Origin of the sequence: Streptomyces geranii (genome assembly GCF_002954775.1) — a bacterium.
GTDB lineage: Bacteria > Actinomycetota > Actinomycetes > Streptomycetales > Streptomycetaceae > Streptomyces > Streptomyces geranii.
Window position 1 is genome coordinate 1 of the sequence record NZ_PJME01000054.1, and the last position, 15,348, is coordinate 15,348.

Consider the following 15,348-nt stretch of genomic DNA (forward strand, 5'->3'; position numbering starts at 1 on the left):
CGGGATGGGACGGGTCGGGGCGGCGGGGGCGAAGGAAATCCGGGCGACATGGGTGGGGGCTCCGTTTAGCCTGGCCCCATGACCCCGCGCGATGCCATCGACATACGCCCCGTCGGCGAAGACGGGCTTCGGGAGTGGACCCGGGCCCTGAGTACCGGGTTTCTTCGGTCCCCCGAGGTCAGCGATGTCGAGCTGGACGCGCGGCGCGGGCAGTTTCTGCCGGGGCGGACGCTCGGGGCGTACGACGGCGGCCGGTGCGTCGCCACCTTCCGGTCGTTTCCGCAGGTGCTGAGCGTCGGCGGCGGAAACACCGTCTCCGCCGACGCCATCTCCAACGTCACCGTCTCCCCCACCCACCGCCGCCAGGGCATCCTCACCCGCATGATGACCCAGGACCTCACCGCCGCGAAGGAACGCGGCGACACCGTCGCCACCCTGATCGCCGCCGAGTACCCGATCTACGGACGGTACGGCTTCGGCCCCGCCACCTCCACCTCCGAGTGGACCATCGACGTACCCCGCACCGGCCTCGACCCCCGCCGGTCGGGCCCGACGGACGGCGGCCGTATCGACCTCGTGGACGCGGACGACGTACGCAAGCTCGGCCCCGACCTGCACACCCGCCTCGCGCGGCAGCAGCCCGGTGCCGTCAGCCGCGACGAGTACTGGTGGCAGGTCAACACGGGCGCGGTGCGGTTCGGCGGGACCTGGGACGAGCCCTTCTACGCCGTGTACCGGTCGGCGGAGGGTGACATCGAGGGGCTTGTCTCCTACGAGGCCGTCGACAAGTGGGACGGCAAGCAGCCGCAGAACACCGCCGACGTGAACTGGCTCATCGCCGTCACCCCGGCCGCCGAGCGCGCCCTGTGGCAGTACCTCTGCTCGATCGACTGGATCACCAAGGTCAAGACCGGCTGGCGTGCCCCGGACGACCTGCTCCCCTTCTTCCTCCCGGACCCGCGCGCCGCCAGACTCACCACCCACGCGGACTGGCTGTGGGTACGGATCCTGGATGTCGTACGTGCTCTGGAGGCCCGTCCGTACGACAGCGGCGGCAACGGTGGTGGCGCGAGCGGTCGTGGGCTGGTTCTTGAGGTCGTCGACGGCGCCGGGTTCGCCTCGGGGCGGTATCGGCTCGACGTGTCCGAGGACGGTGTCGGGTCCTGCACTCCCGGGAGCAACGATGCCGCCGAACTCACCCTCGACGTAAGGGAGTTGGCGGCGCTCTGGCTCGGTGACGAGTCCGCGGTGCGGCTTGTCGCGCTCGGGCGGGTGCGGGAAGAACGAGCGGGCGCCGCCCGAGTGGCCGACGCCCTGCTGCGTACGTCCAGGCGACCGTGGTGCCCGGACATCTTCTGATCCTTCTGGTCCTTCTGGTCCCTTTGATCCTTCTGGTCTGCTGCCGATCCGTTTCCGATCCGTCCGATCGGCTTCCGCTCCGACCCCTTTCCCCTCGTGGTGGCCGCCGAGCTCCAGGCTCCCCTCCGGAGAAGAGTCCGGCAGCCAACCTGTGGAAGGTTTGACCATGTTTTAGAAGTTGGTAGCCAACTTCATAGTACTTATCTCCACTTGGGGGCGTCTCATAACCACCTTCACTTGAACTGCCCAAAGATGGCGAGAAGTTGTAGTGTTTGGTTGTGGAGCCCCAGAGGTCACACCGCGAGGTGGCCGACGCCCTGCGCAGCCGGATCAGGACCGGTGAGCTGCGGCCCGGCCAGCGCATGCCCACCCAGGCGAGGCTGGCCGAGGAGTTCGGCGTCGAGCGGGGTGCCGTACGGGAGGCGTTGCGCATCCTGCACTCCGAGCGGCTGCTGACCAATGTGAGCAAGGGCAGCCCGGCGACGGTCGCCTCCGTGCCCCGACCCGCGCTGACCGGCCCCGCCGCCCCGCCGCTGCCCACCACCGTCGCCCTCGCGCCCCGCATCGAGGCCGCCTTCGCGGCGCCGCACGTCGGGATCGACGCCCTGTGTCTGACGGCCGTATCGCTCACCCTCGCCATCGGGGAGCCGCTGCGGCAGATCCACGCCGGACGACTGAATCCGGCCAGAATCGACGTACGCATCCTGCTGCCGAGCCGGGACATCGACCTCGCGTGGCCGGCGCCGGTGGAGTCGGCGGACGGTTCCCCGGCCGGGCCGCTGGCCACCGGGCGGCTGCAGCGCCGCTGGCTGGCCCAGCGCAACGCCCAGGGGCAGGTGCTGCGGCACAATCTGCTGGCCCTGCGCGGGACGCACGGTATCGATGTGCGCGTCTCCTTCCGGGCCCTCCCGTTCACGCCACCGGTGAAGCTGTATCTGCTCAACGAGTCGGAGGCGCTCTTCGCGTACTACACGCTCAAGCGGCGCGAGGCGGAGATCGACCACGAACAGGTGGAGCTGTACGACGCCCTGGGCGTCCGGTCGATGCTGTTCGCCTTCGAGCAAGGTGCCGGGCTGCGGGACACGACGTTCGTGGAGCAGTCGCACCTGTGGTTCAACGCACTGTGGGAGACGATCAGTTCGGAGCTGACGCTCACGGACTGACGTCTCCCCGGGTGGGCCGGCACCGTCAGAGGGTGGGGCCGGTGACCAGGAGGGCGAGGACCACGGCTCCGATGGAGCTGAGGGTCGCGTTCCTGGCCTTGATGCCTATGGTGAGCAGCAGCAGGCCGACGACACCCGAGGTGCCGTACTGCCAGCTGATGAACTGCTGGAAGCCGCTGATGAAGACGGCGGCAAGGAGGGCGATGGCGGGCATGGTGGTTCCTCCTTCGAGCGTAACTTGCGCCAACTTCATCAAGTTGGCAACCAACTCTGAGTAGGTTGTCCCCACTTGGCTACTACTCATAAACAACTTTTAAGCAACTCCCCAAAGATGGATCGAAGTTGTAGCGTTTTGGTTGTGACCCAGGAGAACGAGACAGTGAACGGCAGCAGAAGACGGTCGCCCCAGGAGATCGCCGACGTCCTGCGTGACCGCATCCGGGCCGGCGAACTGCAGCCCGGCGACCGGCTGCCCACACAGGCGGAGCTGACCGAGGAGTTCGGCGTCGAGCGCGGCGCCGTACGCGAGGCACTGCGCGTCCTGCACTCCGAGCGGCTGCTCACCAACGTCAGCAAGGGCAGCCCGCCGCGCGTCGCCGAGGTGACCCCGCCCCGGGAGGGGCCCCAGCCGACGATGGTGGGGCTCGCGCCGCGGCTGACGGAGGCGTTCGCCGCCCCGCACGTACGGATCGACGCGGCCTGTCTCACCGCGGAGACCCTGATGCTGGCGGTCGGCGAACCGGTCCGGCTGATCCACGAGGGCCGTATCCACCCCGTGTCGGTCGACGTACGCATCCTGCTGCCGTCCCGGGACATCACGCTGGCCTTCCCGGTCCCGGTCGAGGGCCGCAGCGACGACGACCCGGTCCACCAGCGCTGGCTGTCCCAGCGCAACGCCCAGGGCCACGTGCTCCGGCACAACCTGCTGGCCCTGCGCTCCTCGCACGGCATCGACGTCCGGGTCACCTTCCGGGCACTGCCGTTCACCCCGCCGGTGAAGCTGTACCTGCTCAACGAGACGGAGGCGCTGATCGCGTACTACATGATCACCCGCCGGGAGGAGCAGGGGGAGAGCGGGACCATGCTGGACATGTACGACACCCTGGGCACCGAGTCGCTCCTGTTCTCGTTCGCCAAGGGCGCGGGGGAACGGGACACGGCGTTCGTCGAGCAATCCCAGAAGTGGTTCGACGCCCTCTGGGAAACCATCACGACGGACCTGACACTCTCCTAGTGACCTCTGATACGACACAGTCCGAACTGGCGACCGACGCGACCGAGCCCGTGAGCGACTCCGCGGGCGACTCCGTGCCCGAAGACCTGGAGAGACTGAGGGAACTGATCGACCCCGCACGGGTCGTGCTCTGGGACTTCGACGGGCCGATCTGCCGGCTGTTCGCGGGGCACTCGGCGGAGCAGGTGGCGATCGAGCTGGTGGAGTGGCTGGAGCGGCAGGGGTTGCACGGCCTGCTCACGGAGGCGGAGAGGGTGTCCCCCGACCCGCACGTCGTCCTGCGGGCCGTCGATCACCGGCACCCCGGCAGTGACCTGGTGGCGGAGCTGGAGGAACGGCTCACCCAGGAGGAACTCCGGGCCGTGCCCAGGGCGTTCCCCACGCCGTACGTCGACATCCTGATACAGACCTGGCGGGCGGTCGGCTCCCGTCTCGCGATCACCACGAACAACTCGGCGAGAACGGTGGGCACTTACCTCACGGAGCGGCAGCTGACGGGATGCTTCGCCCCGCACCTCTACGGCCGTACGCAGGCTCTCCACCAGCTCAAGCCGGACCCGCACTGCCTCAACCGCGCCCTCGGGGCGATGGGCGCGGCGCCGTCCGCCGCCCTGATGATCGGCGACAGCCCGGCCGACTTCCTGGCCGCCCGGCGGGCCGGGGTTCCGTTCCTGGGCTACGCGCGTAACGACCGCAAGGAGAAGGAACTCAGGGCGGTGGGTGCGGAAACGATCGTGAACTCGTTCGCGCCGGTGCTGCGGGTGGTCCGTGACCGTCGGCCGGGAACCGGTCAGGCCTGAGTCATCAACAGGATGAGCAGCACCGCCGCGCCTACGGCCGGCCCGGTGCGACGCGCGCGGACGCCCATGGCGACCGTCCACATGAGCAGGAGTCCCAGCAGCCCGAGCCGTGACTGGGCCAGTTGTCCCAGGAGCAACTTGGCCAGCGCCCAGAGCACTTGAAAAGCGATCACTTCTCCCACCATTCCCTCCACTTTGCCCGAAGCAGTCAACTAGCCGTCCAATTGGGCTGGTTGGCCTGAAAGAGGTCTGCCCGGTCCGGCTGATCCCTTAACCGGCCGGGTAGTTGTGGGTTGACCGGCCGGGTGGTTGTGGGTCGAGTTGACTGGAATCTGTTTGACGGCGGACCGGAAACGGTACGGTCGGGGTGTGGGACACGAGGATGGACGGCAGGTCCCTGCCGCCGCCGGCGGCAGGGAGTTCGAGCGGGTGGCCGCCCTGCTGCGGCAGGGTATTGCGGGCGGGGTGTACCCGTTGGGCTCCCTGCTGCCCGCGCAGCGTCGACTCGCCGATGATTTCGCGGTGTCCCGGGACACCGTGCAGCGGGTGCTGAAGGAGCTGCGCGACGAGGGCTGGATCGAGTCCCGGCAGGGCAGCGGGTCCCGGGTCGTGCGGGTCCCGCCCGTGCGGCACTCGGCGGTCAGGCCCGTCACCGGGCACCTGGGGCCGATCATCAGTGAGGCGTTCGAACAGCCCGTGGTCACCCTGGACGTCTACGCGCTGACCTCGGAATCACTGGCCACGCACATCCAGCTTCAGCTGGAGCGGGTCAGGGCCTACCAGATCAGCCCCTCGCGCATCACCCTGCGCCTGCTCCTGCCCGGCGACGACGTGGACCTGCCCTACCTGCGGGCGGTCAACGCCGAGCACACTCCACTGCTGCGGGAACGGTTGTGCACACTCAGGCGCCAGCATGTGGATTCGTCGCGGCGGGCCCTGCGCGAGATGCACGCCGAAGGGCTCGTGGATCATGTCGAGTTCACCGTCCGCCGGGTGGCCGTCGCCCCGACCTGGAAGCTGTACCTCGTCAACGGGGTCGAGGCCCTGCACGGCCTCTACGTCCCGATAGAGCGGCCGGTCGTCCTGGACACCGGCAAGGAGATCCCGGCGCGTGACGTCCTGGGCCTCGGAACCCAGCTGACCCCCTTCGTCAAGGACGCCGACCCGGACTCGCAGGGGACGCTCTTCGTCGAGGGCGCGCAGCGTTGGTTCGACGCCATGTGGGAACAAGTGGGCGTGGAGTAGGGGTGGGACTCCGTCCGGTAGCATGCCCGCACCAAGTGAGCAACCGCACTCGTTCTTGCGTATGAGAGGGCGAACACGCCTGCCTCGAACGATCTGATGCAGATGAGTGGCAAACCCACTCTTCGTGGCCGATGAGCTTCGGGCTCCGGTCGTGCTGGACGCGCTCTGTGCATAACGTTTGCCCAACCGCGCGTCCTCTACTTCACCTCGCGCGAGCAAACAGGAGCGGCCAGTGGACGCACCCCCCGTTCCCCGGCCCCCGCTCCGGGAACGATCCGCCGGTGAGAGGTCCGCCGGGCAGCGGACCGCCGGTCAGTGGTCCGACGTCGTGTCCGCGTTCGTGCGGCGGGCGCCGGAGACGGGCGTGGCGAGCGGTGGCCACCACAACCGCAACCATGTGCTCCCGCTGCCGGAGGCCGTGGCACGGGCCGTGTCCGGCGAGGCGGGTGCGCAGGTGCTGGTGCGGGTCCGGCGGCCCGACGCCCTGCCGGTGGTGCTCCGGACCTGGGAACGTGAGGCGGCGATTCTGGACGCCGTCCAGCAGACAGTCCCCCTGGCACCGAAGTGTCTGGTCTCGGGGCCCGGCTTCGCCATCCACAGCTATGTGGACGGCGTACCGCTCTCCCAGCTGTGCGAGAACGGCAAGCCGGTCTCCGGTCCGGTGATCAAGGCGCTCGCGGGACTGATGGCCCAGGTCGCCCAGGTGCGCAGAGAGGCGCTGCCGAGCAGCCTGCCGCGCAACGTGAAGGACGGCCAGAGTTTCCTGCGGATGCTGGCACACCGCGCGGACCGTGACATTCGCCAGTCCAATTGGGCTGATTACGGTGGGCTGTTCGTCGCCCTCGGTGTCTCGGCGGACGCGCTGATCCGGTGGGCCGAGCGGGTGCCCGTGATGGCCCGCCGGCCCTACGGCCTGCTGCACGCGGATCTGCACCGCGACAACGTGATCGTCACCTGCCACAACGACCCCTCCTCCTCGCTCGCCTCCGTCGACTGGGAACTCGCCACCTACGGCGACCCCCTGCACGATCTCGCCATCCACCTCGTCCGGATGAAGTACCCGGATTTCCAGTGGGACGAGGTGGTGAACGCCTGGGCCGAGGCCATGCGGGCGACCAGGCCCGCCGCGGTCAACGGTCTGCGCCGGGACCTGCCGCACTACGTCGCCTTCGAGCGGGCGCAGTCCGTGTTCCCCGACGTCATGCGGGCCGCGAGATCCCTTGAGGAATCGTTCGACCAGACGAGCCTGGACCGGGCGACGGCCGCCGTGCGCGAGGCGCTGGCAGGGGCCGCCGAGCCGCTGGGGCTGGCCGATGTGCCGGGCGACGCGGTGATCGAGCGGATCCTGTACCGCTGGCGGATGTCGTCGTCCCGGCGGGACGTGGGACCGCGCACACCGATCGGCTGGGAACCGGACCCCCGGGTCCCGGAGCACCCCGACTTCCCGCGTGCCGCCGTGCCGCACGCGCTGCGGGCCGAGGGCGCGGCTCCGGCCAACCGGGTGTTCAAGGGGACCACCCACCTCAATTCGGTGGTCCTCGTCGAGGGCGTCGACTTTCCCGTAGTCGTCAGACGCAAGGTGGCGGAGGTCTGCCGGCGCGAGCACAGCTTCCTGAGCGAGCACGCCGTACTGAGGGCCATCGAGCGGTCGAAGGCCGAAGTGGCTGTGCCCCGGGTCCTCGCGCTGGGCACCGGCTACCGCGACGAGCCCTTCGCGGTCCACACGTACGCCGGACGCTGGGACATCGACCAGGCGCCCGGCCATCCGGTCCACGGTCTGCTCCCGCGCGAGGCGGACGCGCTCGTCGACCAGCTCCGCGCCCTGACCGGGGTGAAGTACAAGGAGCTGGACCCGATGGCGGGCGGGGGGCGCTTCTACAGCTGGCTGAGCGAGCAACTCGTCCTCCTCGTCGGCGACTTGCCGGGCGAGTCCCGGCAACTGGCCCGGTCGCTCGGCCTGCCCGACGCCGCCCGGCTGCGGGAGATCCTCAGCCGGCATGTGGTGAGCGACCGCGAACCGGCGCTGCTGCACGGCGACTTGAACCCCTGGAACCTCGTACGCCGGGACGACTCGATGGCGCTGACCATCATCGACTGGGAGATGGCGGTGGTCGGCGACCCGCTCTACGACCTGGTCCGCCACATGCACCTCACCCCGACCCGCTCCGAGATCCGGGACCGGATGTTCCGGCGCTGGGAGAGCGTGCTGGAGCCGCGGTTCACCCACGACTGGCGGCAGGACTGGCGGGTCTACCGGGACATCGAGATCGTCCGGTCCGCCTACATCGACCTGGACCGGCTGGTCACCGGCGCGGGCCTGGAAGCCCCGAACGTGCGCCGGGCGGTCGACTCGTACCCGATGACACTGGCGTCGGCGACGGCCGCGCTGGGGCTGCCGGCCCGTTCCACGGAGAACCCGTATCTGGCGCTCGCGCTGCGGTAGCCGGGCGGTGGGGGTGTGCGGAATCAGGCGTTTCCGGAGTGCGTACTCTCGCTTCCATGGCAGAGATCGGGCTGCGTGAGCGCAAGAAGCGGCAGACGTACCAGAACGTGTCCGACATCGCGATCGGGCTGTTCCTCGCGAAGGGGTTCGACGCGGTCTCCGTCGCGGAGATCGCCGCCGCCGCGGGCATCTCGAAACCGACGCTGTTCCGCTACTTCCCGGCCAAGGAGGACCTCGTCCTGCACCGCTTCGCGGACCACGAGGACGAGGCGGCGCGGGTGGTACGGGCGGCTCTCACGGGGGCGACTGTGTCATCCGTGGATGCCCTGCGGCGGCATTTCCTCGACGGGCTGAGCCGCGAGGACCCGGTCACCGGCCTCAACGGCGACCCCGGGGTGCTCGCCTTCCACGGGCTGCTTTACGGCACCCCGTCGCTGGTCGCACGCGCGTACGAGTACCAGCAGCGCTCGGAGGCCGCCCTCGCCGGCGCCCTGGGCGGCACACTGGCGGCGCGACTGGCCGCCGGGCAGATCATCGCCGTACAGCGGATCCTCGCGCAGGAGAACTGGCGCCGGATTGCGGCCGGGGAGGGCGTGGAGGCGGTGCGGGGGGACGCGGTCGCGGCGGCGGAGGAGGCGTTCGGGCAGTTGGAGGCGGGGCTGCCGTGGCTTCGGCGGGAGGGGTCGGGAGGGGCGGCAGGGGTAAGGGGCGCGACTCGGTAAAATATTTAACCTGGTTGCGTTATCTGGGTTAGGCTTGCTGGAATGACGCCACCCGCCTCTGTCGAGCCCGAGTCCGAGTCCGGACTTCGCGACCTCCTGCTCCGCGAACGTGACCATCACGACCTCTGCCGGGCCGCGCTCGCCGCGATGGTCGACGGCGCTCATGAGCACGTCGTCACCGGTGAGGACGTCTCCGCCTCCGGGGCGGACGCGGAAGTGCTCGGGTACCAGCTGCGCAGCAAGGCGAAGGAGCTGGGGGAGCTGCCCGAAGGGCCGTTGTTCTTCGGCCGGTTGGACTTCGACGGCGGTGAGCGCGGGGGCGATCACCGTGGCGCCAGCTATCACATCGGGCGGCTGCGGATCAGCGAGCACCCGACCCGCCCGCCCCTCGTCGTGGACTGGCGGGCGCCCGTCTCCCGGGCCTTCTACCAGGCGAGCGCCCGCGATCCACAGGGTGTGGCCGTACGGCGGCGGTTCGGCTGGGCGCCCGGCAGTACGGGGGACTCGGCCGATCTGACCGGACTGGAGGACGAGCACCTCACAGAGGTGGCCGTGGGGGAGGGGGTGGGGGAGGGGGAGAAGGAGGGGGCGGGGGAGTCGGTCGGTGGTGTGGGTGGGCTGGTCGCGCGGGAGATCGCGCGGCCCCGGGTCGGGCCGATGCGGGACATCGCCGCGACGATCCAGCCCGAGCAGGACGATCTCGTACGGGCGGGCCTGGGCGTCTCCGTCTGCGTGCAGGGCGCTCCCGGCACCGGCAAGACGGCCGTCGGGCTGCACCGGGCCGCGTACCTCCTCTACACCCACCCCCAACGCGTCCAGCGCGGCGGCCTGTTGATCCTCGGCCCCAACCGGACGTTCCTCTCGTACATCGCGGAGGTGCTGCCCGCCCTCGGCGAGACGGGGGTACGGCAGTCGACGGTCATGGACGAGATCGCGGGCCCGGGGCGTCAGGTGCGGGCGCAGGACGACGAGCGGGCGGCGGTGGTGAAGCATGACGTGCGGATGGCGGAGGTGCTGCGCCGGGCGCTGTACGCGCGGGTGGCGACCGACGAGTACGCCAACTCCCTTGATCCCCTTGAGGCGCCGGACGATTCGTACCGTTGGCGGGTTCCGGCGGCGGAACTGGCGCGGATCGTGGCGGGCGTACGGGCCGAGGAACCGCCGTACGGCGTGGGGCGGGAGCGGGTACGGACGCGGGTGGTGGCCCGTATCCAGCGGGAGGCGGAGCGGCGGGCGGGGCCGCAGCCGAACGGCTGGGTACGGCGGATCGAGCGGGCGCGGCCGGTCGGGGCGTTCGTGGAGGCGGTGTGGCCGAGAGTGCGGCCGGAGGAGGTGGTGGCCGAACTCCTGGGCGATGAGCGGGTGTTGGCGCGGGCTGCGGCTGGGCTGCTGGGGGTGGAGGAGCAGCGGGCGGTGTGTTGGGGGCGTCCGCCGAGGTCGTGGAGGTCGGCGCGCTGGTCGGCGGCGGATCTGGTGCTTCTGGACGAGGTCGCGGGCCTGATCGAACACCCCGGGGGATACGGCCATGTGGTGATCGACGAGGCGCAGGACCTCTCCCCGATGGAGTGCCGGGTGATCGCGCGCCGGGCGCCCTACGGTTCGCTGACCGTCCTGGGCGATCTGGCACAGGGGACCACGCCGTGGGCGGCACGGGCGTGGGGCCCTCTGCTGGCCCACCTGGGCAAGCCGGACGCCACGGTGATCCCGCTGACGACGGGTTTCCGGGTGCCGAGGACGGTCGTCGAGTTCGCCAACCGGCTGCTGGCACGGCTGGAGGTGCCGGTGCCGCCCGCTCGATCCCTGCGCGGGGACGGGGAGTTGAGGGTGGTGGAGACGGCGGACGTCGCTGGGGAGGTGGTGGCGGCGGTGGGGCGGGCGTTGAGCGGGGGGCGCGGCGGAGGGGGAAGTGGCGGCGGTACGGGAGGTGTTGGGGGCGTCTGGGGTGTTGGGGGTGCTGGGGGAGGAGCGGCGGGTCGTGGTGATGGCGGCGACCGCGGTGAAGGGGCTGGAGTGGGACCACGTGGTCGTGGTGGAGCCGGCGGCGATCGTGGAGGCGGAGGGTGAGGGTGCGGTCGGGGGTGCGGGTGGGCGGGGGTTGCATCGGCTGTACGTGGTGCTGACGCGGGCGGTGTCACGGCTGGAGGTGGTGCATAGGCGGCCGTTGCCGTTCTGAGGCACGGTGGGGCCGCCCTCCCGCGAAAGGCGGCCCCACCGTCACTCACGTGGTGCTCAGAGCAGCGGGATCAACTGCTCTTCCTCGTAGGTGAGATGGGCTTCGAGGGCGAGGGTGAGACGCTCGACCTCGGTGCGGACGGTGGCGGGGTCGGGGCCTGTTGTGGAGAGAGCCCGGCGCAACTGCTCGACGAGGTCGGAGATCTGCTCGTGCTCGGTGCGCAGGCGCTCGATGGCGGGGGCCGACTCGGGATGGCGGTCGGCGAGGAAGGGGAAGAGGCCGATGTCCTCGCCGGTGTGGTGGTTGTGGAGCCCCGCGCAGAAGGTGAGGCAGTTGGCGCGGAGTTGGGCGCCGAGGTGTGCGGTGTCGCCGGTCTCGGCGCGCATCTCCTTCCTGATCAGGGCGAGTTCGCGGCGGAAGGCGTCGTGGACGACTTTGATGGCGTCAGCCATGCCGGACGCGTTGATGCGGGGAGGCCCGTCCGGTGCGATCTCGTACAGGGCGACCACGGGGATGATCCGGTCGGTCTTCTCCTGGTACGCGGCCCACCCCGGCTCGGCCTCGACGGCCCGCGCGAAGACGCGGTCCCGTTCGTCGCGGTCGAGCACGACGGCACGGGCGTCGTAGGTGAACACGCCGGTCTCGACGGTGACTTGGGGGTCGGCGAGGATGTTGCGGTACCAGTCGGGATGCCTGGGGGAGCCGGCGGCCGAGGCGATGACGAAGACGCGCTCGCCGTCGTCGGGGAGGTAGCCGAGGGGTGTGGTGTGCGGGGTTCCGGTGCGGGCGCCGGTGGTGGTGAGGAGAAGGAGCCGGGCGCCTTCGAAGTAGCCGCCGAAGCCGCTTACTCGGCTGTGGTTGGCCCGGAACTCGTCGATGACCTGCTGGTTGAAGTCGTTGGGCATGCGCTGCTTTCTGTGCGAGTGGTTTCTCTGTCGGTCACACGGACTCCCCGAAGGGAACGGAGGAACAAAGAGAAACCGGCGGGCCCCTGGCCCACCCCGACCTCACTCAGAGGCCGGGCACCCAACTCGCTCACGGCACAAGGCCGACCCGGCAGTCATGGGCCGTACGGTATCAAGGGGGACGATGACGAACCCTTCCTTTTTTCCGGCCCCGCGTCCGCTCCTCTTCCTGGACGTCGACGGGCCGTTGATCCCGTTCGGCGGGACGCGGGAGCAGTATCCGGACGGCTATCCGACGTACGCGCCCGCGCGGCGACCGCGGGTCGCGGTGTCGGAGGCGAACCCTTTGCTGTCCAGGATCGATCCCTCGCTCGGGTCTCGACTGGGGGCGTTGGGGTGTGAGTTGGTGTGGGCGACGAGTTGGTTGGGGGAGGCGAATGAGTGCGTGGCGCCGTGGTTGGGGTTGGCGGCGCTTCCGGTGGTGAGCTGGCCGGAGTCGGAGTCGGAGTCGGAGTTGGACTCGGGGTCGGGGGCACCGCATGGGATGCGCGGGGTGCACTGGAAGACGGCGCCTCTTGTCGAGTGGGCGGCTGGGCGGGATTTCGTGTGGCTCGATGACGAGGTCACTGATGCTGACCGGGACTGGGTGGCGGAGCATCATCGGGGGCGGGCTCTGTTGCACCGGGTCGATCCTCGTCATGGGTTGGGGGACGGGGATCTTGGGGTTGTGGGGGCGTGGTTGAGTGATCGGCTGCGGGCCGGTGGGGGCTGGTCGCGCAGTTCCCCGCGCCCCTGAAAACGCCCAGTTGCGGGCGCCGTCCCGCCGAGAGCGGCGCCCCGTCAGTGCGGGGCTGCATGCCCCCCAGCGTCAGCCAACCCTCACGCCCCTACGTACCCCGCCAAATGCTCCCCCGTAAGCGTCGAGCGCGCAGCGACCAGCTCCGCCGGTGTCCCCTCGAAGACGATGCGCCCGCCGTCGTGTCCCGCGCCGGGGCCCAGGTCGATGATCCAGTCGGCGTGGGACATGACCGCCTGGTGGTGTTCGACCACAATGACCGACTTGCCCGAGTCGACGATGCGGTCGAGGAGGCCGAGGAGGTGTTCGACGTCGGCCAGGTGGAGGCCGGTTGTCGGTTCGTCGAGGACGTAGACGCCGCCCTTGTCGCCCATGTGCGTGGCCAGCTTGAGGCGTTGGCGTTCGCCGCCCGACAGGGTGGTGAGGGGCTGGCCCAGGCTGAGGTAGCCGAGGCCTACGTCGGCCAGGCGGTCCAGGATGCGGTGCGCGGCCGGCGTACGCGCGTCGCCCGTGCCGAAGAACTCCTCCGCCTCCGTCACGGACATGGCCAGCACCTCGCTGATGTCACGGCCGCCGAGGTGGTACTCCAGCACCGCCGGCTGGAAACGCTTGCCCTCGCAGTCCTCGCAGGTCGTCGCCACCCCTGCCATCATCGCCAGGTCCGTGTAGATGACGCCGGCGCCGTTGCAGGTCGGGCACGCGCCCTCCGAGTTGGCGCTGAAGAGGGCCGGCTTGACCCCGTTGGCCTTGGCGAACGCCGTACGGATCGGGTCCAGGAGGCCCGTGTACGTCGCCGGGTTGCTGCGGCGGGAGCCGCGGATCGGGGTCTGGTCGACCGAGACCACGCCGTCCGCGACCGCACCCTTCGTGCCCACCAGCGAGCCGTGGATCAGTGAGCTTTTGCCGGAACCCGCCACGCCCGTCACCACGCACAGCACACCCAGCGGGATGTCCACGTCCACGCCCTGGAGGTTGTGCTTCGTCGCGCCCCGGATCGGCAGAGTCCCCGTCGGCTTTCGCACCGACTCCTTCAGCGTCGACCTGTCGTCGAAGTGGCGGCCCGTGACCGTGCCGCCCTTCCGCAGGCCCTCCACCGTGCCCTCGAAGCAGACCGTGCCGCCCGCCGTACCGGCCCCGGGGCCGAGGTCGACGACGTGGTCGGCGATCGCGATCACCTCGGGCTTGTGCTCGACCACCAGCACGGTGTTGCCCTTGTCGCGCAGCCGCAGCAGCAGGTCGTTCATGCGCTGGATGTCGTGCGGGTGCAGGCCGATCGTCGGCTCGTCGAACACGTATGTGACGTCGGTGAGGGACGAGCCGAGATGGCGGATCATCTTCACCCGCTGTGCCTCGCCGCCCGAGAGAGTGCCCGAGGCGCGGTCCAGGGACAGGTAGCCGAGGCCGATCTCCACGAACGAGTCCAGCGTGTGCTGGAGCGCGGCGAGGAGTGGGGCGACGGAGGGGTCGTCGAGGCCGCGTACCCATTCCGCCAGGTCCCGGATCTCCATCGCGCACGCGTCACCGATGCTGATCTTCTTGATCTTCGACGAACGTGCCCCCTCGCTCAGCCGCGTCCCCTCGCACTCGGGGCAGGTCGTGAAGGTGACCGCCCGCTCCACGAAAGCCCTGATGTGCGGCTGCATCGCCTCCTTGTCCTTCGACAGGAACGACTTCTGGATCTTGGGGATCAGGCCCTCGTAGGTGAGGTTGACGCCGTTGACCTTGACCTTCGTCGGCTCGCGGTAGAGGAAGTCCTGCATCTCCTTCTTCGTGAAGCGGCGGATCGGCTTGTTCGGGTCGAGGAAGCCCGACTCGGCGTAGATGCCGACCGTCCAGACGTTGTCCGACTTCCACCCCGGGATCGTGAACGCGCCCTCGGAGATCGACTTCGAGTCGTCGTACAGCTCGGTGAGGTCGATGTCGGAGACCGCGCCCCGGCCCTCGCAGCGCGTGCACATCCCGCCGGTGCGGTTGAAGGTCGCTTTCACGGTTTTTGTCTTGTCCGCGCCACGGTCGACGGTGATCCCGCCGCTCGCCTTCACCGACGCCGTGTTGAAGGAGTACGCGCTCGGCGGGCCGATGTGCGGCTGCCCGAGCCTGCTGAAGAGGATGCGCAGCATCGCGTTGGCGTCGGTGGCCGTGCCGACCGTGGAACGCGGGTCGGAGCCGAGCCGCTGCTGGTCGACGATGATCGCGGTCGTCAGACCTTCGAGTACGTCGACCTCGGGCCGCGCCAGTGTGGGCATGAAGCCCTGCAGGAACGCGCTGTACGTCTCGTTGATCAGCCGCTGCGACTCGGCGGCGATCGTGTCGAACACCAGGGAACTCTTGCCGGAACCGGAGACACCGGTGAACACCGTCAGCCGACGCTTGGGCAGCTCGATGCTGACGTCCTTGAGGTTGTTCTCGCGTGCGCCGAACACCCGGATCAGGTCGTGGCTGTCGGCACTGTGCGGGGGCCTGTTGCTCATCGGGTCTCCGTATCGTCCGTTTCGTTCTATTTTCTTG

The 15,348-nt window shown here is 69.8% G+C and carries 12 protein-coding genes and 1 pseudogene; 9 read left to right on the top strand and 4 right to left on the bottom strand.

The genetic code is table 11. The features are described from left to right. Window positions 1-78 precede the first annotated feature (78 nt). Together CW359_RS37725 and CW359_RS37730 are read left to right on the top strand one after the other, a co-directional pair. A complete protein-coding gene (locus CW359_RS37725; protein ID WP_105974735.1) occupies window positions 79-1,359 on the top strand; it encodes a GNAT family N-acetyltransferase in 1,281 nt (426 codons plus the stop codon). A gap of 278 nt (window positions 1,360-1,637) precedes the next feature. Next, window positions 1,638-2,522, top strand: coding sequence for a FadR/GntR family transcriptional regulator (locus CW359_RS37730; protein ID WP_105974736.1), 885 nt, complete (start codon window positions 1,638-1,640; stop codon window positions 2,520-2,522). 25 nt (window positions 2,523-2,547) lie between these two features. On the opposite strand, the gene CW359_RS37735 is transcribed toward CW359_RS37730, so the two are convergent. After that, complete coding sequence (locus tag CW359_RS37735; protein WP_105974737.1) at window positions 2,548-2,736, bottom strand: hypothetical protein; 189 nt, start codon at window positions 2,734-2,736, stop codon at window positions 2,548-2,550. A gap of 138 nt (window positions 2,737-2,874) precedes the next feature. Here CW359_RS37735 and CW359_RS37740 point away from each other — a divergent pair, with 138 nt between their 5' ends. Both CW359_RS37740 and CW359_RS37745 read left to right on the top strand, forming a co-directional pair. Further along, window positions 2,875-3,756 carry a GntR family transcriptional regulator gene (locus CW359_RS37740; protein ID WP_105974738.1) on the top strand — a complete coding sequence of 294 codons (882 nt, stop codon included), beginning with the start codon at window positions 2,875-2,877 and terminating at the stop codon, window positions 3,754-3,756. Beyond that, entirely contained in the window at window positions 3,756-4,556 is an 801-nt protein-coding gene (locus CW359_RS37745) for an HAD family hydrolase (RefSeq protein WP_408647568.1), read from the top strand. The genes CW359_RS37740 and CW359_RS37745 overlap by 1 nt, the downstream gene beginning before the upstream one ends. On the opposite strand, the gene CW359_RS37750 is transcribed toward CW359_RS37745, so the two are convergent. Further along, window positions 4,547-4,729, bottom strand: a complete 183-nt coding sequence (locus CW359_RS37750; protein WP_105974786.1) for a hypothetical protein — start codon at window positions 4,727-4,729, stop codon at window positions 4,547-4,549. The genes CW359_RS37745 and CW359_RS37750 overlap by 10 nt on opposite strands. A gap of 196 nt (window positions 4,730-4,925) precedes the next feature. On the opposite strand from CW359_RS37750, the gene CW359_RS37755 reads away from it, so the two are divergent. From CW359_RS37755 to CW359_RS37770, 4 genes and pseudogenes are all read left to right on the top strand, one after another. Further along, a complete protein-coding gene (locus CW359_RS37755) occupies window positions 4,926-5,801 on the top strand; it encodes a GntR family transcriptional regulator (RefSeq protein ID WP_105974740.1) in 876 nt (291 codons plus the stop codon). Between the two features lie 232 nt (window positions 5,802-6,033). Then, complete coding sequence (locus CW359_RS37760; RefSeq protein WP_105974741.1) at window positions 6,034-8,244, top strand: phosphotransferase family protein; 2,211 nt, start codon at window positions 6,034-6,036, stop codon at window positions 8,242-8,244. Window positions 8,245-8,300: 56 nt separating this feature from the next. Then, the gene (locus tag CW359_RS37765) at window positions 8,301-8,966 is read left to right on the top strand and encodes a TetR family transcriptional regulator (protein ID WP_105974742.1); all 666 of its coding nucleotides are present in this window, start codon (window positions 8,301-8,303) and stop codon (window positions 8,964-8,966) included. Between the two features lie 42 nt (window positions 8,967-9,008). Continuing rightward, window positions 9,009-11,139, top strand: a pseudogene (locus tag CW359_RS37770) (HelD family protein). A 56-nt stretch (window positions 11,140-11,195) separates the two neighbouring features. On the opposite strand, the gene CW359_RS37775 reads toward CW359_RS37770, so the two are convergent. After that, a complete protein-coding gene (locus CW359_RS37775; protein ID WP_105974743.1) occupies window positions 11,196-12,044 on the bottom strand; it encodes a nitroreductase/quinone reductase family protein in 849 nt (282 codons plus the stop codon). A gap of 184 nt (window positions 12,045-12,228) precedes the next feature. On the opposite strand from CW359_RS37775, the gene CW359_RS37780 reads away from it, so the two are divergent. Further along, window positions 12,229-12,840: an HAD domain-containing protein gene (locus CW359_RS37780; RefSeq protein WP_105974744.1), complete on the top strand. Its 612-nt coding sequence runs from the start codon at window positions 12,229-12,231 to the stop codon at window positions 12,838-12,840. An 83-nt stretch (window positions 12,841-12,923) separates the two neighbouring features. Here the strand turns inward: CW359_RS37780 and CW359_RS37785 are convergent, their stop codons facing one another. Beyond that, window positions 12,924-15,311: an ATP-binding cassette domain-containing protein gene (locus tag CW359_RS37785; protein WP_105974745.1), complete on the bottom strand. Its 2,388-nt coding sequence runs from the start codon at window positions 15,309-15,311 to the stop codon at window positions 12,924-12,926. Window positions 15,312-15,348: the final 37 nt, after the last annotated feature.